This is a genomic window from Brevibacillus sp. FIR094, assembly GCF_050477165.1.
In the GTDB taxonomy this organism is placed as follows: Bacteria; Bacillota; Bacilli; order Brevibacillales; family Brevibacillaceae; genus Brevibacillus.
Map to the genome: position 1 here is coordinate 1 of NZ_JBEAES010000020.1, position 19246 is coordinate 19246.

The window sequence follows — 19246 nt, forward strand, 5'->3', positions numbered from 1 at the left end:
ATGACACAGCAAAAATCTACTACTACGCCCTAACAAACTACCTCAATCCAAACTCTAACTTCTCAGCTATGCGACAAGCAGCGATTCAATCCGCGACAGTTCTGTTCGGTGATAATTCCCAACAAGTAGAATCAGTAAGAGATGCGTATGATGCAATTGGAGTACAATAATTAGCTTAACAATTTCGTTATTCGAAATAATTGACGTACTATTTGAAAAATTGCTTTGCTCCTATTGTGGGGCAGGGCAATTTTTTGTTTGTTGGTGATAATTAATTGCGTGTGTATATGGAGTTAGAAAGGAGTACCACATCTACAAGGCAAACTTCCAGTTCCGCTGCTGACTAGAAACGCAGCGTATAAACATGAAGACGACATAGGCATCTACCAACTGTTTGCATATATTGAGGGGAAAACCATTGGGAAACAAGCGTTAAGATGCAATCTGGTCAACAGCTCATTCTCATAGACTGGGAAGGATTGAAGCTGGCTCCGGTAGAAGCCGATCTGATGTTTTTGGTAGATCAGCCTTTTTTTGAGGAGTTTATGGTTATCTATCTGAAGACACATACAAATTATGTGGTCAATCGACAAGCGTTGGAATTCTATCAAATCCGACGTATGTTGGAAGATATATGTGAACTGCTAGAGCAGCTTTTGTTTGATGAGCAGGAGGAGCAGGACCGAGTAGAGACGATTAAGCATCTGGAAGGGGAAGTGAGTAAGATTGTAAGGAGGCTAACATGATCGACGTTACTTATCTGAAACTCGATTATGCATTAACCATCATTGGTTGTTCAAAAAACCGGAAATTTATAGAAGTAATTGAGCCGTACTTGCATTCTCCGAACGATTCTATTAGGCAGGCTGCCGCAGAAGCTTTGGAGGAAATCAATTATAACGGAGTAGAATCCCCATAAGGAAAATAAGGAAGAATGCTGGGGGGACAGCTTCTTGACAGGTTGTATCAAGATAGTTATTATGGATATCTAAAGTCTCTTATCCGGACGTATCCCCCAGACTCTAACAGAGTCCTTGTAATTGTATAGGACAGCGCCAGTTTCTTTGATAATTAAGGATATTATATATCTACAAAAGGTCTATAATGAGATGCTTTTCGTGTATCGCATAATAAAACAATGGAGGTTACCAATGAACGAAGAAATTACATTCAACGCCAAAATGGTTCTTGCGTACGATGCTAACACGCGAATCTCGATTCCCACCTATGATCTTTTATTCACGATGGTCCAATCCTATTTTCGAGCTCAATTGGGAGAAAAAGCAGCATCATTGCTCGTTATTGGTGCGGGAGGTGGAAATGAACTTTCTGCATGGGGACCGTCTAACCCGAAATGGACGTTCACCGGAGTCGATCCTTCTGCCGAGATGCTTGCGATGGCGAAAAATAAAACCGTCCAACTGGGGTTGGAAAGCCGGGTCCAACTCATTCAGGGAACGATTGGCGATGTGCCTTATCCAGACTCGAAGTACGATGCGGCGAGTTGTATCTTGGTTCTTCACTTCATTAACGATGAGCAGGAGAAGCTAAAGCTACTCAGGGCCATTAAGGAGCGCTTGAAGCCGGGGGCTCCCTTCGTACTCGTTAGTGCGTACGGAGACCGCCATGATGCTGAACTTCGAAACAGATTAAACATATGGAAAAGCTTTTTTTTGGATGTGGGATACGAAGCAGCGAAAGTAGAAGAGATGGGTAATACGATCTTGACAAAAGCTTCTTTTATAGCTGAACCTAAAATCGAACAGCTATTGAGAGAATCTGGCTTTACGAATATAGGCAGGTTTCATTCTACGGGACTTTTTGGGGGATGGATTTGCCATGCGGAATGAATGGCGGCGGCAGTCTAGACTTTATTTCGGGGTCCATGGCTGCCGCCTTTTCAAAATAGACAGACTATTATACAATTAAGGACATAACCGTTAATCAACCGTTATTGGCTCTGCATAGAAGGAGGAGTGGTGCGTCATGATCAATTCGGATCGATTGTGGGATCGATTGGGACAGCTTGGCAACATTGGAAAGCAAGAGGCGGGCGGCATCACGCGGTTGTCTTTTACGCCTGAGGAACGTGCGGCAAAAGATCTCGTCACAGGCTTTATGAAGGCAGCAGGTCTCACCGTTCGCGAAGATGAGGTTGGGAACTTGATTGGGCGAAAAGAAGGGAAAAATCCGGCCGCTCCTGTCGTTTTGGTTGGCTCGCATATCGACTCCGTACCAAATGGCGGCGATTATGACGGTCCACTTGGCGTACTGGCTGGCGTAGAAGTTTTACAGACGATGCAGGAACAGGGGATCGAAACAGAGCATCCGATCGAAGTCATCGCGTTCACGGATGAAGAAGGAACGCGTTTTGGTTACGGGATGATCGGCAGCCGAGGTATTGCGGGTCTGATCAAGCGGGACGAGTTGGAACAAGCAGACAAGAATGGGGTCACGATTGCTGAAGCAATGCGGCAAACAGGGCTTGATCCGGACCGCACCAGCCTCGCTGCGAGAACTCCCGGAAGTGTGAAAGCGTATGTGGAGCTACATATCGAGCAAGGTAAGGTTCTGGAGAGCCGCGGGCTATCTGTGGGGATCGTGACAGGAGTGGCGGGTCCGCTCTGGTTGAATTTCGTGCTAGAGGGAGAAGCCGGTCATGCTGGGGCAACGCCGATGAATTTGCGTCGTGATCCGATGGCAGCAGCCGCACAGGTGATGCTTGCCATCGAGGAAGAAGCAGGACGGACAGGAACCAGCGTAGGGACGGTTGGAAGGCTACAAGCTTTCCCAGGCGGAGTGAATGTCATTCCTGGACGCGTCGAGTTTTCGCTTGATTTGCGCGACGTGGACGAAGCGATCCGCGATGAAGTGGAACAGCGCATTTATGAACGGGCAAATGCGATCTGTGCTGAGCGCAATGTGACGTTGAAAGTAGAGCTGCTGCAGCGCATAGCTCCTGCTGTATGCTCGGACGGTATCCAGAATGCTGTAGCCGAAGCGTGTGAGGCAGAGGGCTTGGAAGCATTTAGACTACCGAGTGGCGCAGGGCATGATTGCATGCAACTAGTTGAGCTGTGCCCGGTTGGCATGATTTTCGCTCGTTCCAAGGATGGCATTAGCCACAACCCGGCAGAGTTTACGACAAAAGAGGATTGTGCGAACGGAGCGCAAGTACTGTACCGCACCGTTTTATCCTTAGCAAAAAAGGCATAAGAGATAGTAAGTGGGGGAGCCACGGAAATCAGGAGGAGAGCGACATGACAGCAACGGCAGTGGTAACGCTTAATAAGGCGGTCGAAGAAATCAAGGATCAGGTAATCGCGTGGAGACGGTATTTGCACGAGAACCCTGAATTATCCTTCCATGAAGAAAAAACAGCACAGTTTGTATACGAGACATTGCTTACCTTTGGCAATCTGGAAGTGTCCAGACCGACGAAAAACAGTGTGATGGCCAGATTGATCGGTTCCGAGCCCGGAAAAGTGCTCGCCATGCGCGCTGACATGGACGCATTGCCGATTACGGAAGAGAATACGTTTGAATTCGTATCGAAAAATCCTGGCGTCATGCATGCGTGCGGACACGACGGACATACTTCCATGTTGCTCGGAACGGCAAAGCTGCTGTCTGGGATGAAGGATCAGATCAAGGGAGAGGTTCGTTTCTTCTTTCAGCACGCAGAGGAAGTATACCCAGGCGGAGCGGAGGAAATGGTACAGGCAGGTGTCATGGACGGCGTAGACATGGTGATTGGTACGCATCTGTGGTCAACGATGGAGTTTGGGACAGTGGGTATTTGCCCAGGTCCAATGATGGCAGCTCCTGATACATTCTGGATCACCGTTCATGGTAAAGGCGGACATGCGGCGCTTCCGCATGAAACGATCGACAGCATCGCAATTGCAGCACAAGTGGTGACTAACCTCCAGCACATCGTATCCCGCAATGCGGATCCGCTCGATAATCTGGTTCTCTCAATCACACAATTTGTGGGGGGAACGACACATAACGTCATTCCGGGTGCTGTAGAGATTTGCGGGACAGTCCGCAGCTTTGACAAAAATCTGCGCGAGTCCGTTCCGGGACTCATGGAACGCGTGATCAAAGGCATTACAGAAGCACATGGCGCGGGGTACAAGTTCAAGTACGAATTTGGCTATCGCCCGGTTATCAACGATGCCGAAGTGACGAGATTGATGGAAGAGGTCGTCGAAGAATCACTGGGAGCAGAATGGGTAGAGCATATGCGTCCAACCATGGGTGGTGAGGATTTCTCCGCCTTCCAGCAAAAAGCGCCAGGTTGTTTCTTCTACGTCGCTGCCGGAAACAAAGAAAAAGGTATCACCTATCCGCACCACCATCCACGTTTTACAATCGACGAGGATGCGCTCGAGGTCGGCGTGAAAATGTTCGTCAACGCGGCCAGAAAAATCGTGATGTAACGAGAGTGGCACACATGCAAAAGAACTTCCAGTCAAGAGAGACGGGAAGCTCTTTTTGGCGTGCGAAAGGCGGTATCAGACCTTAGTGGGTGAATTCTTTTTCTTTGGTGTGAAATGATTTTTGAATCTGCGAAATTTGTCCGGCATGGATACCCGTGTGATACATGAGGCGACCCAATGCTTCTAAAGGAGTAGAAGACCCCAATGGTGTTTCAACGGGTTTGTGCCAAGCTTCCTCAGATAAGTCACGCATCGCATCGATCAAGTGTTGGTTGGAAGCGGTCATGAAATCAGCGAGCTCTTGCACGTTGGTAAATGCAACTTTGGTTCCGGCAGGACCGTTTTTCGTCAACAGCTCTACGTCCGCTGGGATGCTCCGACCGAAAACCATTCGGCAAACATGTACTCGACCTCAGCGCTATGGCGCAGCATATACCCGATGGAGACTGCATTCATGCTCAAACTTAAATCTTGTTCTGGCAAGCTTTTCGCAGTTTTGTGAAAACGTTCCTGGATGGTGAGCCAAAGTGTCAATGCGGTTGAATAGGTCATGAATGATGCCCTCCGTTATTTTTTGGATGTGTGGCCATCTCGGTTGACGTGGACAAATTTATCGGCTGTCAGGTCAATGTCGTAAGCCTGACCGAAACCAGCTACATAGCGTCCCTCTGATGGCGTCAATTCGAACAAGGAAAAATCAAGGCCGCGCAGCATATCCATCATGTTTTTTCCAAATGACTGTGCAAACAGCTCGAAAATCTCATCGTAACCGGCATTACCCAAATTCAGGGCCGAACATACGAAGCGGGCGCGCTGGCGAGCAAACAGATTGGTCGCTTTCGACTCGTCTTCAATGAGCATAGCATCGACTGCTGGATTTTCTTCCATGTAGCGATAGTGATTTGCAATTTTACTAATGTAGATGTAGAACTTTCCATCGTATTTGACGAACGGGGCGTAGGAGAGAAACGGTTTTCCATGCTCGTCGACCGTGCTTAACATGAGCGTCTTCATGTTCGCAGCAAACGATTGGTACTGGGCCTTCATCGCTTCCTTATCCATCGCTTTCATACGAGCACCTCACTTGTTTAGTTTGCTTTTTTCAGTATGTGAATCCTGGGGCTAGAGCTGTCTGGCGAGTACTGAATCTCGGTTTCGACGCCGTACACGCTACGAATCAGCTCCATCGTGAGCACATCTTGAGGTTTTCCAAAAACACGCAGGCTTCCATCTTTAATCACACAAATTTTATCGCTGTAGGCGCTGGCGTGATTCAAATCATGCAGCACCATGACAACCGTCAGCTTCAAATCCTGATTCAGCTTGCGAACGAGTTCAAGTACATCTAGTTGATGGGCGATGTCCAAATAGGTAGTTGGCTCATCGAGCAGCAAAATTTTCGGTCGTTGAGCCAAAGCCATCGCGATCCATGCACGCTGTGCTTCCCCGCCAGACAGAGAGACGAGGTAGCGATCCTTGTAGCTGAGCATACCGGTTTGTTCCATAGCCCACGTGACGATCTCATAGTCTTCGCCACCCAGGCGCTCAAACCATTTTTTATGGGGAACGCGACCGTATCCGACTAGCTCTCCTACCGTTACGTCTGACGGGCACGTGTTGGATTGGCAAAGCATGCACATGATGCGAGAGATTTGCTTCATACTCAGGCTGTTCAATTCTTGATCCGCAATACATACACGGCCGCTTTCACAAGGAATCAGCCGTGAAATCGCTTTGAGAATCGATGATTTTCCTGAACCGTTTGGACCAATGATCGAAACAACCTCTCCTTTTTGGATATCGAGGGAAAAGTCATGGACGATTGTACGCGGACCGTAGCTGATGTTCAACGATTGCACCTGTAACATGTCACATGCCCCCTTTTCGCATCAAGTAAAGGAAATAAGGTCCTCCCACGATTGCCATCACAATCCCGGCAGGAATCTCCAAAGGAACGAATGCAGTTCGACCTAACGTATCGGCTACAAGCAAGACAAGAGAGCCAAGCACGAGGCTAAACGGCAAGCTCAGACGGTAATCAGAGCCGACAAGCATGCGAGCCATGTGCGGTACGACGAGTCCGATAAATCCAACAAGGCCGACAGTCGATACTGAAACGGCTGCCAGATAGACCGCGATGATAGAAAGAGAGAGGCGCAACCGATGCAAGTTCTGCCCTAAATTGTGAGCGACGTGTTCTCCCAGGCGTAAAATGTTTGCCTGCCTGATCGATAACAGCGCTGCGATCCACCCGACGAGTGAATAGGGAAGCATCACCATGACATCGCCCATGCCTTTTCCGGACAGACTGCCATTCATCCATTGTAGCGCCCCTGGTAGCTTGTCACTGTACAAGATGGACAATAACCCGATTGCTCCACCGAAGACAGCGTTAACGGCAACCCCCGATAAAATGATGCGCACAGGTGTTAATCCGCCCTGTTTTTTCCAAGCCATGGAGTAAACCATGCCTGCTGCTACTCCGCCACCAATGATGGCAGCTAGGGGTATCAAGTAAGAATAGTCAGGCATGACCAGTATGATGAACAACACCGTAACAGCTGCCCCGCTGGATACGCCAGTCAAGCCAGGATCGGCAAGCGGATTTTGCATGACTGCTTGCAGGAGGGCACCCGATGCAGCGAGATTGGCTCCAATCAATAGTGCGAGAAAAACACGCGGAATCCGGATATCCCACAGAATGGTTTGACTGGCGGCATCGCCGTGTCCGAGTATGGTTTCTATCGTTTCGGCAAGCGTGAGGCGCACGCTCCCCAGACCAATGGAGAGCAGTGTAGCTACAATGAGCATGATGCAAGCTGTCACCAAGAGAGCTGCTTTCCTGTTCGGAATGTTCTGGGTCACTGGAAAAACTCCTTATTTGTTATACAGGATGTTCGCGAGCTCCTCGTAGGCAGCTGGGACTTTTACTAGAGAGGCAATCCCGAATGTGCTGTAATCGAGTGCTTTCATTTTGCCATTTTTGAATGCGCTCAGTTTTTCCCATGCGCCGTTTTTCTTCACGTCTTCTTCGAATTTTTTGGTCACTGCGCTCGGATCGCCATGCGCTACCAGCAAAATGACATCGGGATTGGCAGCTACGATCGATTCCATGTTGAGCGGTACGTATGTCTCGGTTTGTTTCAGGACATCGGAAGCGACGTTGGATGCGCCGAGATTACGGGCAAGGCTTCCGACAAAGGTATTTTCATTCATGACCATAAGGGCTTCGGCTGAACCGAACAAGAACAATACTTTGGGAGTGGGTTTCCCTTTGGTTGCGTTTATGATGGTTTTTTCTTTTTTCATGATGGACTGGAGAAACGCTGTTGCTTTCTCTTCCTGTTTGAACAGGCGTCCGAGTACGATGGTAGACAGTTTGAGCTCGTCGATTGAGTCTACAGGCAAGTACATGGTAGGCAGCGAGGCCGGCTTGAATTTTTTATCGATGCTCGCTTGGATGGAGGTAGGGCCGAGAATGACGTCAGGCTGAAGATTCGCGACTTGCTCCAAATCAGGCTGGTGAGAAGTGCCGATACGCGGAACATTATCGAGGGAGGCTGGCAGCTTGCTGCTTGTCGTCGGTACGCCTACGGGAGTGACACCCAGTTCGTTCAGTATCTCGGTAATCGCTACGGAAACGGTCACGACTTTTGTAGGTGACTGCGTTTTGAATTGGGAAAGTAGCTCCTCTACTTTCGTTTCGTCTACGCTGATTGTATGAACGGCTTGTTGACTTGATGTCGAGGAGTCCGACTGTGAGCTGGTAGCTGTTTGTTGTGTGGCAGTTTCGGGGGACGCGGAATTGCCGCATCCAACTACACCTGTCAGTAGTAAAGCAATCATCCCGGTTTTCCATCCTGCGTGTTTCAATGTACGTAGCCTCCTGAAAATTTATGATAATGAGAATCAATCTCTTTTGGATCGATTATATAGAGAATGATTACTATTATCAATAAGAATTTTCCATAGAAAAGAATGGCGAAAACAGGAGAAAAACCGCGGAAAAAAGAGGGAAGGTAGAGGAGTTTTGTGATAAGAGCGAAGGCTGCCCGGAGCAACTGGATGGAGCGTTTATCATGCGGATTTGGCCATTGCGTAAGCGAGACATCCGGGCATCCTAAGTCAGTGGCAGCGAGAAAAAAGATAGCGACAATATAAATCTTACAACCGTATAGCGAATCCGAAAAAGCTTCTGCCAGATCGATGTTTTCCGTTCAGAGTCTCTGATTTTGGCTAACTCGATTTTGGCATCCATAATGTCATTCATTGCCTTGGTCAAGCGGCGATCACGTTCCTTTAGGTTGTTGGTAATATAGGTTTCCTGCTTTTCTACACGTGCTAACAGCGCTAAATAGGCGACGTCTTGTTGCTGGACATGGGAAGCCAAGGCATGCAGCTTTTCATCCAGCTCATCAAGGGCAGCATTATGGTTCAAAACAGGATAGGAGGAAACAGGAGGGAATGCAACCGCAACGGCCGTTTCCTTTCGGGCAGGTTCAGGTGAGCTTTGCGTAGTAACTATTCGGGCAGCTTCATCTTGTGGAATGAGTTGATCCTTTGTTAAGCTGTAAAACCGCTGAAGGCACGTAATATCTACCTGCCTGTACTCCCGACGATTCTGACTATCCCTTAAAAACCAGTAGCCGTGCTGTTCTAAGAGCATGCTCCACTTGCGCAAGGTGCTCGCCCCAATACCTAGCAGACCCGCAACATCCCTGCCACTGTACGTTCTCTCCCGCGCCAATAATTCGATAACCTCTCCCATGGAAATCCCTCCTCTGCGAAAGTCCGCTCATCTCTTGCTATACGGTTTCTGTACGTGAAAATGGTTTTCCTTGTGGAATCGTGCGACAAAATCTCACAGTGTTCGTAAACGGAAGGCTGTTTTGGCGTCATTATGCCACCAGACGACAAAGTTGGTAAGAGAGTGTAGAGCAAAATAAGGACAAATGACGGACGGGTACAAGTACATTTTCTCTTTTACTCGGCATTTGCTCAGTAGGGCTATGCCAAATGTTCATAGGATGCATGAGAAGGAGGGATTAACCATGGCATTCAAAGACCAGGTAAAAAAATTCGAAGGTAGAAATGTTAGGGTTGCCACTGTAGAAGGCACTTTTTTCGGTCGTTTGGTACAAGTAAAATCGACCACCATTATTTTGGAAGAGCGAAATGGTAATCGCCGCACCATTATTCGTGATTCGAAAATTGTTGCTGTTACAGAGCATGACGGAGACGATTGCTAAGTACTGATTGTAGAAAATTAGGATTTGTTTCTCAGGCTGTCGAGTGATCGACGGCCTTTCCTATTCTTTACACCCTGCTGCATGGTAACATAAAAAGGACTGAAAAAACGCTACGAATAGAGGGGGTACCACTATGTTGGAAATTCGGTTTCACGGACATTCTTCCGTGCAGGTAACAAGTGAAGGGCATTCAATCATGATTGATCCATTTATTTCAGGAAGCCCAGTGGCAGCAACCAAGCTGGAAGACATCTCTGTTCAGTACATCCTTCTGACACATGGACACCAAGATCATATTCTGGATACGGTAGAGTTGGCCAAGAAAAACGATGCGACAATCGTTGCAACCCATGAGCTTGCTACCTATTTGAGCTGGCAGGGAGTCAAGACCATCTCGATGAATCTGGGCGGCTCTGTCAAACTGCCATTTGGAAAAGTGAAAATGACACAGGCGTTCCACAGCTCCGGTGTCGTGCTGGATGATGAGAAACAAATCGTGTATATGGGAATGCCAGGGGGCTTTGTGATCGAGCTGGGTGGAAAAACGCTCTATCACGCAGGGGATACAGGACTGTTCGGTGACATGAAGCTGATCGGAGAGCGCCATGACATCGATTTGGCGTTCCTGCCGATTGGAGATGTGTTTACAATGGGACCTGAGGATGCACTCGTGGCTGCCGAGTGGGTACAAGCCGATTTTGTTGTGCCCATTCATTACGATACATTCCCGCCGATCAAACAGGATGGGGAAGCATTCGTAGCCGAACTAGCTGAGAAAGACATCAGAGGCAAGGCATTGAAGCCAGGGGAGACATTGCGTTTGCCATAACATGATCTCGATACATAGAACCGCTAATCTACGGAGGATGAGATTAGCGGTTTTTTTATGGGGTTCCTATGTATGTGGCTGCGGTGGGGAGAAGAATATTTCCAGTCTAGGCTCCAGGCTCCGTCCTGCGGGGAAGTATGGACTGCCCTTCTCCGCTCGGTAGGACTCCACAAGTCGCTACGTCTGGAAATATTCTTCTCTAATGTAACTGCGCACATTCTTCAATCTTTTAAGGCATTTAAGATCCGTTTAACACGGAAAGCTCGTAGAGGAAACAAGAGAAATAAGCGAAGATCTTTGGTACACCGACCGAGACGGAATGCAAAAAGCGAAACACGCCCTTAAGCGTCCATCTCTGAAAATGCATCCTGAAAGGACCACTTTGGACGCGGTTTCGCTTTTTGCATGGAGTCAGGCAGTCAATCCCCCAGCAGGTGGGACAAGAAGCTGAGCGTTTTCTCCTGTTTCCTCCCCACCACTACAGCAACACATCAAGATCTTTTCCATACCAAAAAGAAATCTCTGAATCTAGCATGAAAAGCGAAGGACCACTCATAGATATAGAAGAGAAAGAAGAGGAAAGGGTGACTGCCTGGATGAGATTGGTGCACAATATCCTTCTATTTCTTACAGGAGTGGTCGTTTATTCGCTAGGTGGTCTTGCTTTTCCAGACGGTGGGGCCTGGTATGATTCCCTTGCCAAGCCCGATGGAACACCGCCAATCTACTTGTTTCGTATCATCTGGCTCATTTTATATGCACTCATAGCCTGGTCGTTACTGATCTTGATTCGAACGAGGCAGATAGACCGCGAGCTTTTGCTTCTATATGGTATCAATTGGTTTTTTCATCAACTTTTTTTCGTGTTGTTTATCGGTTATCAACTGCTCGTACTGGCTGCGCTGGATACCATTCTGGTGATGTATTCGACATGGGTGCTCATTCGTGCCATTCGTCCCCACCACAAAATCGCATCTTCACTGCTCATTCCCTCTTTCATGTGGAGCGTGTTTGCGATGTGTCTCGCGATTGGCTTCTGCCTACTCAACCTGTGAGTACAAAATAATTACAGACCCTCGACGAGTCGGCGGGCTCGTGTTGTCGCTTCTCTCTTGATTTCCTCCCAATGGAGGGTTTGGAATTGGCGCTGATGCATCAAAATTTCCCCGTTCACAATGGTTGTATCCACATCGGCTCCCGTCGCGCTGTATGCAAGCAGGGCAGGGATGTCATGGACAGGCTGTAGGTGCGGTTTATCCAGATCGATCAGGATGAGATCAGCTCTCTTCCCGGCTTCCAGAGTTCCGACTTCGTGATCGATCGCAAGCAGTTTTGCACTTTCGATGGTAGCCATACGCAAGGCCGCTTCGGCAGGAAGTACCGTCGGATCACCGTGCTTGAGCTTTTGCATCCAAGTCGCGGCTTTGATCTCGGCAAACATATCGAGAGTCGTAGCACTGCCGGCACCGTCTGTTCCCATCCCGACAGTGACCCCAGCCTCGATCAGCTCTCTGACAGGGGCGATGCCGCAGCCGAGCTTCAAATTGCTGACAGGATTATGTGCGACGCCGCCTCTCATACCGCGCAGAAGTGCGACATCGGACTCATTCAAATGAACAGAATGTGCGAGTAAGACATGCGTGTCGTGGAACATGCCCAGTTCATGCAAATACTCCGTGGGAGTCTGATTGTACTTGGCCCGGATTTTCTCTCCTTCCTCAAGTGTTTCGGCCAGATGGATGTGGAGTGGGATTTGGCGCTTGCGGGCAAGCTCGATGACTCCTTGCAAAGGCTTCGGCGGGCACGTATAAGGAGCGTGCGGACCGAGCATCGTCGTGATTCTGCCATCGCCAACCCCTGTCCAGTTGTCGATGAGGTCTAAGGCTTCGGCCATTCGTCGTCCTCCGTCATCCTCGAAAAAGACCATGCCGCGAGTCAAGGAAGCGCGTATACCGGAATCAAGTACCGCTTGGGCAACAGCATCCATATGCACGTACATATCGGCAAAAGCGGTCGTGCCAGAAGCGATCATTTCCGCGATTCCAAGTGTGGTTCCCCAGTAGACATCTTCTCTTGTCATCCGGGCTTCAGCCGGGAGCATCTTTTTGTCCAACCAATCCATCAGCTTGAGGTCATCGGAAAAAGCGCGCAGCAAGGACATGCTGGCATGGTTGTGCGCGTTGATAAGACCGGGCATCGCGACTCTATTTTTAGCCAGTATGACACGGTCTGCTTCCTCTTCAAGGGATGGTCCGATTTTCGCGATTCGACCATCCACGATCCAAATATCCCCGAGAAATGGCTTCTCTCCCTCAACCATCGTCAATATCATGGAGTCTTTAATCAGTAACGTTTTCATAGAAAAATCCTCCTTTTTTTTTCTGTTAGCGATGCAAGCGTAAAGCTTGACGCCGCGAGAAAGTCAAGGAGGGAATTTTTAGGAAAAGAGAGAACAAATTCTGGAGAGTTGTGCTGAGCTTTGTAATTTTGAAATATTGTTTATTAGATAACAATTGACGAGAGAAATAATGCTACATAAAATGTAGATAAGATTTGGGGGAAGAAAGCGATGTCACATATGTTAAATGGAGGGCTTGTCAGCCTACAAGCAATCTTGGATCAATTGAAGCCTTCGGAGCGAAAAGTCGCTGATTATATCCTGGCTCACCCGGAAGATGTCGTGAAGCTTTCTGTCCAAAAATTGGCAGAATTGAGTGGGGTTTCCGAGGCGACGATTATCCGTTTGGCTCGCTCTCTTAATATGAAGGGATATCAGGAGCTAAAGCTGCGCGTCGCGGGAGATTTGACGAAACAGACGGCGATAGGCAGTTATCAGGAGATTATGATGGAGGGTTCCGTTGAATCGATTATGCAAGCGGTCAGCTGGAACAACATTCAATCCATCCAGGATACGCTCTCCGTCTTGTCCAACGAAGAAGTAAAGAAAGCAGTCGACGTGCTGTCAGTAGCGAGGAAGATCGATGTCTACGGCGTTGGTGCATCGGCAGTCATTGCTGACGATATCCGGCAAAAATTTTCGCGGATTAACTTGTGGTGTGAGGCTTATTCGGATTTTCACGCACAATTGACGTCGGCAGTCACTTTAACGGAAAAAGACGTGGTTATCGGCATATCTTATTCAGGACAGACCGAAGACATTATTCAATCGTTGACGGAGGCCAAGCAGCAGGGAGCAACCATCATTACCCTGACCAAATTCGGTCCTTCGCCAGTAGCCGAACTAGCTAACATCCGGCTATTCACCAGCTCGGTAGAAAAAAGCATTCGCAGCGGAGCCATGGCTTCACGCATTGCCCAATTGAACGTCATCGATATTTTGTTTATTACCATGATTAGCAGGATGCAAGAGCAAGTCATTCCCTTGTTGGAAAAATCAAGGCTTGCTGTCAGTCGGACGAAACGCTCATCGACGTAGGAGAAGGGAGGGAAGACATGGACGATCTGGAGCTGCTATTGCAAGGATGGGTGGACAACGATTTGCTCCCGGGAGCTGCCTTGCGAATCGTGCGTGATCATCGTATCTGGTATGCGTGTGATGTCGGAACAACGAGTATCACCAAAGACCAGCGGGTGACGCCGGATACCATGTTTGACCTGGCGTCGCTCACCAAAGTGACAGCGACGCTGCCTGCTATCCTCTTGCTCGTGCAGGAGGGAGTGGTAGCGCTAGATGATCAGATTGACCGATTTTTTCCCGATTGTCCCGCTGATAAAAAGCGGATCACACTCGCGCAGCTGCTTGCGCATACCTCAGGAATGCCGGCAGATTTGGCAGAGAGAAGGCGCGATAGCGCGATTGATTTGCCAGAGTTGTTGTATGCGCAAGAATTGATTCATGAGCCAGGGGCCCAGGTAGTTTACAGTGATTTGGGCATGATATGGTTGGGCCTCGTTATCGAAAAAGTAACGGGAGAGCGCTTGGATCAGTTTGTTACTCGGCGCATCTTTACCCCATTGGGCATGGCACATACCGTCTATTGTCCGGATCAACAAATTTATCGGAATATTTCGTCTACTGAATATTGCATCCTCACCAGCGCCTACATTACAGGCGAGGTTCATGATGAGAAAGCATTTGCGATGGGAGGGGTTGCCGGACATGCTGGACTATTTTCAACGGCTGACGATCTGTGTCGATACGCGATGAGCTGGTTGTACCAAGATCCTCGAATACTTGCGAGCGAATGGTACGAACTGGCGATTCGCAATCATACGGAGCAAGCAGGTGGGAGTAGAGGGTATGGCTGGGAACTCAATCAAGCTTCTACCACGCTGAGCTGTGGAAGCGGCTTGCATCGTAAGAGCTTCGGGCATACGGGCTTTACTGGAACCAGTATGTGGATCGACCCGGAGCAACAGTTTGCTGTCATCTTTCTCACAAACGCGGTTCATCTAGGCCGCAATCATCGGCTTCGGCAATTACGGCCGATTTTGCACGATGCTGTTACGGCCCAGCTTTTGCAGACCTAAGAGAAGAAAAAGGGGAGGGTTTCGCATGAAGCAATTTCGTTTTCGCTATGTAGCTTCAATCATGTTGGCTGCAGTTATGGTGGTAACAGGATGTAGCAGTGGAGGAACCGAAACAGAGTCTGGCGGCGGGCAGGGTGGAGGACAGCAGGTAACACTCTCGATGCATAGCTGGCGTGTAGAAGACACCGAGGGCTACAAAGCTATCATCAAAGCTTTTGAGGCAGACAATCCGAATATCAAGATCGATTTCAAACCATTCAAAGCAACGGAGTACAATACCATCCTGAACACGGCGCTCCAAAGCGACAGTGGTCCAGATATTTTGCAACTGCGTCCTTACGCTCCAGGGATTACCCTAGCTGAAGCTGGACATCTGGAGCCTCTCGACAATGTACCAGGAATATCTACCATACCAAAAGACGTCCTAGCAGCGGCCACAGGTAAAGATGGGAAAGTCTACGGTGTCCCACTATCCCTGAACTCCACGCAATTTTACTACAACAAGAAAATCTTCGAGCAAAACGGACTCCAGGCACCGAAAAGCTGGGATGAGTTGATCGCGACAGCTAAAACATTGAAAGAGAAAGGAATCGTCCCGATCTCTTTTGGAGCAAAGGAAGGCTGGCTCCTCTCTCTCAGTCATGGCGTGATTGCTCCGGCTAGCTACAACGGAACGGACTATCTCGACAAGCTGCTAAAAGGAGAAAGCGACCTGAAAAGCGCCGAGTTCCTTCAATCCGTGCAGCGTATGCAAGAACTTATCCCTTATTTCCCGGAAAATTATGTGGGTCTCGAATTGAATGATATGCGGACGTTATTCGCCACGGAAAAAGCAGCGATGTTCATCAATGGCAGCTTTGAATTGGAAGGAATCAAAAAGCTCAACCCCGATTTGTCACTTGATTTCTTCCCGATGCCAACCGATGACGGAAAACAAGTCCTGACAACCTGGGTAGATGGTTCCTATGCTGTCAATGCCAAGTCCAAACACAAAGCAGAGGCATTGAAATTCATGGAATTCATGGCGACGAAAAAATTCGGGGAGCTATTCGCAAATCAGTTCAAACGAATCAGCGCTGTGCCAGGTGTATCGACTGACGATTCGTTGGTAAACAAGATGGCAGAGCTGTCTCAATCAAGCGCGACACCCTATTTGATGGTCGTCAACTTCGCGGAAGGAAAACCGACCACAAAGCAAACACTGGAAAATGCCCTCCAAGGCATGTATTTAGGTAAGCTCACCCCTGAACAAGTCGTAGAAGAAGTACAAAAGTCGGCGGCTACCTGGTTTCCTCCCTTTAAAAAGTAGAAAGTAGCAGACGGAAAGGGGAGTGGACCTGAGTTGGGTTCACTCCCGGCTTCTGAACAGGCCGCGATGATTTTCGTAATAAAGGGGTGGGTATCATCGAGACGCTAAACAGGAAAAGCAATCGAACAAAGGGGCAAGTGCGTTGGCTGATTCACTTGTTCCCGCTTCCCGCGCTAGTTATTTATACGTTGTTTGTCGTGTACCCGATCTTTTCGGCATTCTTATATAGCTTGTACGACTGGAATGGCATCAAGCGCGGGGTTTTTGTCGGACTGCAAAATTTCATTACGCTGTTTACGGTAGAGCCTTTCAACGAAATGTTCTGGAATGCTTTTCGGCATAACGTCTTCTACTTTGTGGTCGAAATGATTGTGCAAAATGGGATAGCTTTCGGACTGGCTTTTCTCATCTATCGCAAAATACGAGGTTCTGGGTTCCTCAAGATCGCTTATTTCATGCCAAGGCTGTTGTCTGTTATTGTTATTGGATTTTTATGGAAATTAATCTTGAATCCGAATTACGGTGCACTCAATACGGTTTTGGAAAAAATTGGTCTGGGAGAATGGACGAGACCATGGCTCGGTGACCCGGATACAGCACTTCTCGCGATTATTTTGATTAACTGCTGGTTTGGCATCGGCTTTGCTATGCTGATCTTTTTGGCAGGACTTCAGTCGATCCCAGAGGATTTGATCGAGGCGGCGAGGTTGGATGGGGCAACGGGCTGGCGGATGTTGTGGAAAATGATTTTGCCGCTGTGCATGCCAGCGATCACGATCATGACGATATTTACCTTCATCCAGGCGTTTGAAGCGTTCGAACTCGTCTACGCCATGCAAGGCTCAATGGGTGAGCCGTTTTATTCGACGGATACGCTGGCTGTTTACTTTTATCGGATGGCGTTTAGCAGCGGAGCAGGGGATGTCACACTTGGACTCGGTTCGGCGTTGGCTGTCGTGTTGTTTTTCATCGTCGGATCTGTGTCGGCGCTGTCACTCTATTTGATGAGGAAACGAGAAGTCCAACACTAGTTGCGTATTCCTGAGTGGAAAGGAGGATGCGGTGTGAAGATGACTGTGGGTGGGAGAGCTGTATCTTATGTGCTGGCGTATTTATTTGCGTTAATCGTGCTTTATCCGATCGTACTGATGATTTCTTCTTCCTTGAAAACAAATATGGAGATATTTGCGAGTCCGCTCTCGTTTCCGAAGACGTCTAGCCTGGATACGTATAAAAAGCTGTGGGAAGCCGTGCCTTTTGCTGATTTTTTATGGAACAGTGTATTCGTCAGTGCCATGTCTGTCTTGTTGATTACGGTTTTTTCAGCGATGGCGGCCTTTTACTTGTCGCGCTTTTCTTTTAAGTGGACAGGGGGGCTATACCTCTTTTTCATTATTGGCCTGATGATTCCGATCAAGCTGGGGATCGTTCCCTTGTTTTTGCTGATGAAGAATCTCGGGCTCTTGAATTCACTGTGGTCGCTGATTCTGATTTATACGGCGAGTGGTATTCCGATCTCTGTTTTTATTTTGACGGGCTTCTTTCGGACGTTGCCGATTGAGCTGGAGGAAGCGGCGCGGATTGATGGGTGCAGCCATTTTCAGGTGTTTTGGCGCGTGCTCTTGCCGCTGATTCGTCCGGCCTTGGCTACGGTGATCATTATTAATTTCATCCATGCGTGGAACGACTTTTTCTTCCCGTTGATTTTCATTCAAGAGGAAGCGCTCAAGACGATTCCGGTAGGCATGATGGTGCTGTTTGGAGAATATGAAACGGATTGGAGCCTGCTGTTTGCTGGGCTCACGTTATCTGCCTTACCGATGATCATCGTGTTTTTGATGGCATCGCGGCAGTTTATGGAGGGGTTGACGGCAGGTGCAGTCAAGTAATGGGGAAAAGTGGTTTATCGGGATCGATGGAGGCGGAAGCAAAACCAGGGCAGCCATCTGCAATGAGGCGGGACAGGTACAGGCAATTGTGGTGGGGGAATCATCAAACCCGCTCTCCAAGAGCTGGGGGGATGTGGAAGCTACTCTGCGCCAACTCATTGATGCTGTGAGGATAAAGGCAAGTGCCAAAGAAGAGGAAGTAGCCGGGCTGTTTATCGGGCTTGGCGGTGCAGATCGTCCGCAGATCAAGGAAAGAATTCAGCAGGCCTTTGCCGATGAGTGGGGAGAACGGCTGTTGATTGATAACGATGTAATCGCAGCTCTTTACGCGGGAACATGGGGGCAGCCAGGCGTCGTTCTCCTTGCCGGTACGGGCTCGATTGCCTGTGCTTTTTCAAAAGAGGGGAAGAGGCACCGTGTAGGCGGATGGGGGTATTTGGTAGGAGATGAGGGCAGCGGGTTTGATTTGGGTAAAAAAGCGGCAATCGCTGTATTGCGCGAATACGATGGGCGCGGTGAATCGACTGTACTGACGCGACTGTTTATGAATCACTATGGCGTAGAACGTCCTGATGAGCTAATCAACCTGATCTACGGGGGAAGCAATCCGCGAATGGAGCTGGCAAAAACGAGTCCGCTCGTGGAACAAGCCGCAATACTAGGCGATCCAGTGGCGAATGCTTTGATCATGCAAGCAGTGGAGGATTTGCTAGAATTGGCCGATGCTTGCTTACGAGAGGTTCAAGAGCCTGTACCGGTCGTTTTGGCGGGAGGCTTGTTAACGGCCGGTACAATCCTTCGGGAACAACTGGTTGCGAGAGCTTCGTTTCAAACAGTGATTCCCACGGTTTCACCTGTCGTCGGAGCACTGGTCGCGTCAGTTACGAGGCTAGGGTTGACTGTTGACAATAAAATGGCAGAGCAACTGCGTGTCAGCGCAGCCGTACTGGAAAAATTGCACATTTAAATTTTCCGGGGGATGGAAACAACAGAACGAATAGGGTAAAATTGGATGAGAATAGGATTTGAGAACG

23 protein-coding genes are annotated in these 19246 nt (G+C 48.7%); 15 read left to right on the forward strand and 8 right to left on the reverse strand.

Going from position 1 to position 19246, the window contains the following annotated elements:
- The 6 genes from ACQ5DJ_RS18290 to ACQ5DJ_RS18315 all read left to right on the forward strand — a co-directional run.
- The coding region (locus ACQ5DJ_RS18290; RefSeq protein ID WP_429843810.1) for a M4 family metallopeptidase at positions 1 to 170 on the forward strand (170 nt) is incomplete at its 5' end.
- 267 nt (positions 171 to 437) lie between these two features.
- The gene (locus ACQ5DJ_RS18295) at positions 438 to 746 is read left to right on the forward strand and encodes a hypothetical protein (RefSeq protein ID WP_429843724.1); all 309 of its coding nucleotides are present in this window, start codon (positions 438 to 440) and stop codon (positions 744 to 746) included.
- Entirely contained in the window at positions 743 to 919 is a 177-nt protein-coding gene (locus ACQ5DJ_RS18300) for a hypothetical protein (protein WP_429843725.1), read from the forward strand. The genes ACQ5DJ_RS18295 and ACQ5DJ_RS18300 overlap by 4 nt, the downstream gene beginning before the upstream one ends.
- Positions 920 to 1151: 232 nt before the next feature.
- Positions 1152 to 1850 (forward strand): class I SAM-dependent methyltransferase, encoded by a 699-nt coding sequence (locus ACQ5DJ_RS18305; RefSeq protein ID WP_429843726.1) that lies wholly within the window; start codon positions 1152 to 1154, stop codon positions 1848 to 1850.
- Positions 1851 to 1986: 136 nt separating this feature from the next.
- A complete protein-coding gene (locus ACQ5DJ_RS18310) occupies positions 1987 to 3216 on the forward strand; it encodes a Zn-dependent hydrolase (protein ID WP_429843727.1) in 1230 nt (409 codons plus the stop codon).
- Positions 3217 to 3260: 44 nt separating this feature from the next.
- On the forward strand, positions 3261 to 4445 hold the full coding sequence (locus ACQ5DJ_RS18315) for a M20 family metallopeptidase (RefSeq protein ID WP_429843728.1): 1185 nt from the start codon (positions 3261 to 3263) through the stop codon (positions 4443 to 4445).
- A gap of 82 nt (positions 4446 to 4527) precedes the next feature.
- Here the strand turns inward: ACQ5DJ_RS18315 and ACQ5DJ_RS18320 are convergent, their stop codons facing one another.
- The 7 genes from ACQ5DJ_RS18320 to ACQ5DJ_RS18350 all read right to left on the reverse strand — a co-directional run bounded on the left by ACQ5DJ_RS18320 (position 4528) and on the right by ACQ5DJ_RS18350 (position 9213).
- A complete protein-coding gene (locus ACQ5DJ_RS18320; RefSeq protein WP_429843729.1) occupies positions 4528 to 4797 on the reverse strand; it encodes a DinB family protein in 270 nt (89 codons plus the stop codon).
- 5 nt (positions 4798 to 4802) lie between these two features.
- Entirely contained in the window at positions 4803 to 4997 is a 195-nt protein-coding gene (locus ACQ5DJ_RS18325) for a hypothetical protein (protein WP_429843730.1), read from the reverse strand.
- Positions 4998 to 5012: 15 nt separating this feature from the next.
- Positions 5013 to 5516: a HugZ family protein gene (locus ACQ5DJ_RS18330; protein ID WP_429843731.1), complete on the reverse strand. Its 504-nt coding sequence runs from the start codon at positions 5514 to 5516 to the stop codon at positions 5013 to 5015.
- A gap of 17 nt (positions 5517 to 5533) precedes the next feature.
- Entirely contained in the window at positions 5534 to 6313 is a 780-nt protein-coding gene (locus ACQ5DJ_RS18335) for an ABC transporter ATP-binding protein (protein WP_429843732.1), read from the reverse strand.
- 1 nt (position 6314) lies between these two features.
- Positions 6315 to 7310 carry a FecCD family ABC transporter permease gene (locus tag ACQ5DJ_RS18340; protein ID WP_429843733.1) on the reverse strand — a complete coding sequence of 332 codons (996 nt, stop codon included), beginning with the start codon at positions 7308 to 7310 and terminating at the stop codon, positions 6315 to 6317.
- 12 nt (positions 7311 to 7322) lie between these two features.
- A complete protein-coding gene (locus ACQ5DJ_RS18345; protein WP_429843734.1) occupies positions 7323 to 8318 on the reverse strand; it encodes a helical backbone metal receptor in 996 nt (331 codons plus the stop codon).
- A gap of 247 nt (positions 8319 to 8565) precedes the next feature.
- Complete coding sequence (locus ACQ5DJ_RS18350) at positions 8566 to 9213, reverse strand: hypothetical protein (protein ID WP_429843735.1); 648 nt, start codon at positions 9211 to 9213, stop codon at positions 8566 to 8568.
- 283 nt (positions 9214 to 9496) lie between these two features.
- Between ACQ5DJ_RS18350 and ACQ5DJ_RS18355 the strand changes: the two genes are divergently transcribed.
- From ACQ5DJ_RS18355 to ACQ5DJ_RS18365, 3 genes are all read left to right on the forward strand, one after another.
- Positions 9497 to 9694 carry a hypothetical protein gene (locus tag ACQ5DJ_RS18355; protein WP_429843736.1) on the forward strand — a complete coding sequence of 66 codons (198 nt, stop codon included), beginning with the start codon at positions 9497 to 9499 and terminating at the stop codon, positions 9692 to 9694.
- 133 nt (positions 9695 to 9827) lie between these two features.
- The gene (locus ACQ5DJ_RS18360; protein ID WP_429843737.1) at positions 9828 to 10523 is read left to right on the forward strand and encodes a metal-dependent hydrolase; all 696 of its coding nucleotides are present in this window, start codon (positions 9828 to 9830) and stop codon (positions 10521 to 10523) included.
- Positions 10524 to 11119: 596 nt separating this feature from the next.
- A complete protein-coding gene (locus ACQ5DJ_RS18365; RefSeq protein ID WP_429843738.1) occupies positions 11120 to 11578 on the forward strand; it encodes a TspO/MBR family protein in 459 nt (152 codons plus the stop codon).
- 11 nt (positions 11579 to 11589) lie between these two features.
- Here the strand turns inward: ACQ5DJ_RS18365 and ACQ5DJ_RS18370 are convergent, their stop codons facing one another.
- Positions 11590 to 12882 carry an amidohydrolase gene (locus tag ACQ5DJ_RS18370; RefSeq protein WP_429843739.1) on the reverse strand — a complete coding sequence of 431 codons (1293 nt, stop codon included), beginning with the start codon at positions 12880 to 12882 and terminating at the stop codon, positions 11590 to 11592.
- A 210-nt stretch (positions 12883 to 13092) separates the two neighbouring features.
- Between ACQ5DJ_RS18370 and ACQ5DJ_RS18375 the strand changes: the two genes are divergently transcribed.
- From ACQ5DJ_RS18375 to ACQ5DJ_RS18400, 6 genes are all read left to right on the forward strand, one after another.
- Positions 13093 to 13959, forward strand: a complete 867-nt coding sequence (locus ACQ5DJ_RS18375) for a MurR/RpiR family transcriptional regulator (protein ID WP_429843740.1) — start codon at positions 13093 to 13095, stop codon at positions 13957 to 13959.
- A gap of 17 nt (positions 13960 to 13976) precedes the next feature.
- Positions 13977 to 15014 carry a serine hydrolase domain-containing protein gene (locus ACQ5DJ_RS18380; protein WP_429843741.1) on the forward strand — a complete coding sequence of 346 codons (1038 nt, stop codon included), beginning with the start codon at positions 13977 to 13979 and terminating at the stop codon, positions 15012 to 15014.
- Between the two features lie 25 nt (positions 15015 to 15039).
- On the forward strand, positions 15040 to 16323 hold the full coding sequence (locus tag ACQ5DJ_RS18385) for an extracellular solute-binding protein (RefSeq protein ID WP_429843742.1): 1284 nt from the start codon (positions 15040 to 15042) through the stop codon (positions 16321 to 16323).
- A gap of 137 nt (positions 16324 to 16460) precedes the next feature.
- Complete coding sequence (locus ACQ5DJ_RS18390) at positions 16461 to 17354, forward strand: carbohydrate ABC transporter permease (RefSeq protein ID WP_429843743.1); 894 nt, start codon at positions 16461 to 16463, stop codon at positions 17352 to 17354.
- Positions 17355 to 17387: 33 nt separating this feature from the next.
- Entirely contained in the window at positions 17388 to 18212 is an 825-nt protein-coding gene (locus ACQ5DJ_RS18395) for a carbohydrate ABC transporter permease (protein WP_429843744.1), read from the forward strand.
- Positions 18199 to 19179, forward strand: coding sequence for an N-acetylglucosamine kinase (locus ACQ5DJ_RS18400; RefSeq protein WP_429843745.1), 981 nt, complete (start codon positions 18199 to 18201; stop codon positions 19177 to 19179). The genes ACQ5DJ_RS18395 and ACQ5DJ_RS18400 overlap by 14 nt, the downstream gene beginning before the upstream one ends.
- Positions 19180 to 19246 lie beyond the last annotated feature (67 nt).

Coding starts and splice junctions, on each gene's coding strand:
- ACQ5DJ_RS18380 (WP_429843741.1), top strand. CDS start 13,977: ATGGACGATCTGGAGCTGCTATTGCAAGGATGGGTGGACAACGATTTG.
- ACQ5DJ_RS18305 (WP_429843726.1), top strand. CDS start 1,152: ATGAACGAAGAAATTACATTCAACGCCAAAATGGTTCTTGCGTACGAT.
- ACQ5DJ_RS18360 (WP_429843737.1), top strand. CDS start 9,828: ATGTTGGAAATTCGGTTTCACGGACATTCTTCCGTGCAGGTAACAAGT.
- ACQ5DJ_RS18315 (WP_429843728.1), top strand. CDS start 3,261: ATGACAGCAACGGCAGTGGTAACGCTTAATAAGGCGGTCGAAGAAATC.
- ACQ5DJ_RS18335 (WP_429843732.1), bottom strand. CDS start 6,313: ATGTTACAGGTGCAATCGTTGAACATCAGCTACGGTCCGCGTACAATC.
- ACQ5DJ_RS18325 (WP_429843730.1), bottom strand. CDS start 4,997: ATGACCTATTCAACCGCATTGACACTTTGGCTCACCATCCAGGAACGT.
- ACQ5DJ_RS18385 (WP_429843742.1), top strand. CDS start 15,040: ATGAAGCAATTTCGTTTTCGCTATGTAGCTTCAATCATGTTGGCTGCA.
- ACQ5DJ_RS18355 (WP_429843736.1), top strand. CDS start 9,497: ATGGCATTCAAAGACCAGGTAAAAAAATTCGAAGGTAGAAATGTTAGG.
- ACQ5DJ_RS18350 (WP_429843735.1), bottom strand. CDS start 9,213: ATGGGAGAGGTTATCGAATTATTGGCGCGGGAGAGAACGTACAGTGGC.
- ACQ5DJ_RS18330 (WP_429843731.1), bottom strand. CDS start 5,516: ATGAAAGCGATGGATAAGGAAGCGATGAAGGCCCAGTACCAATCGTTT.
- ACQ5DJ_RS18300 (WP_429843725.1), top strand. CDS start 743: ATGATCGACGTTACTTATCTGAAACTCGATTATGCATTAACCATCATT.
- ACQ5DJ_RS18375 (WP_429843740.1), top strand. CDS start 13,093: ATGTCACATATGTTAAATGGAGGGCTTGTCAGCCTACAAGCAATCTTG.
- ACQ5DJ_RS18370 (WP_429843739.1), bottom strand. CDS start 12,882: ATGAAAACGTTACTGATTAAAGACTCCATGATATTGACGATGGTTGAG.
- ACQ5DJ_RS18365 (WP_429843738.1), top strand. CDS start 11,120: ATGAGATTGGTGCACAATATCCTTCTATTTCTTACAGGAGTGGTCGTT.
- ACQ5DJ_RS18310 (WP_429843727.1), top strand. CDS start 1,987: ATGATCAATTCGGATCGATTGTGGGATCGATTGGGACAGCTTGGCAAC.
- ACQ5DJ_RS18295 (WP_429843724.1), top strand. CDS start 438: ATGCAATCTGGTCAACAGCTCATTCTCATAGACTGGGAAGGATTGAAG.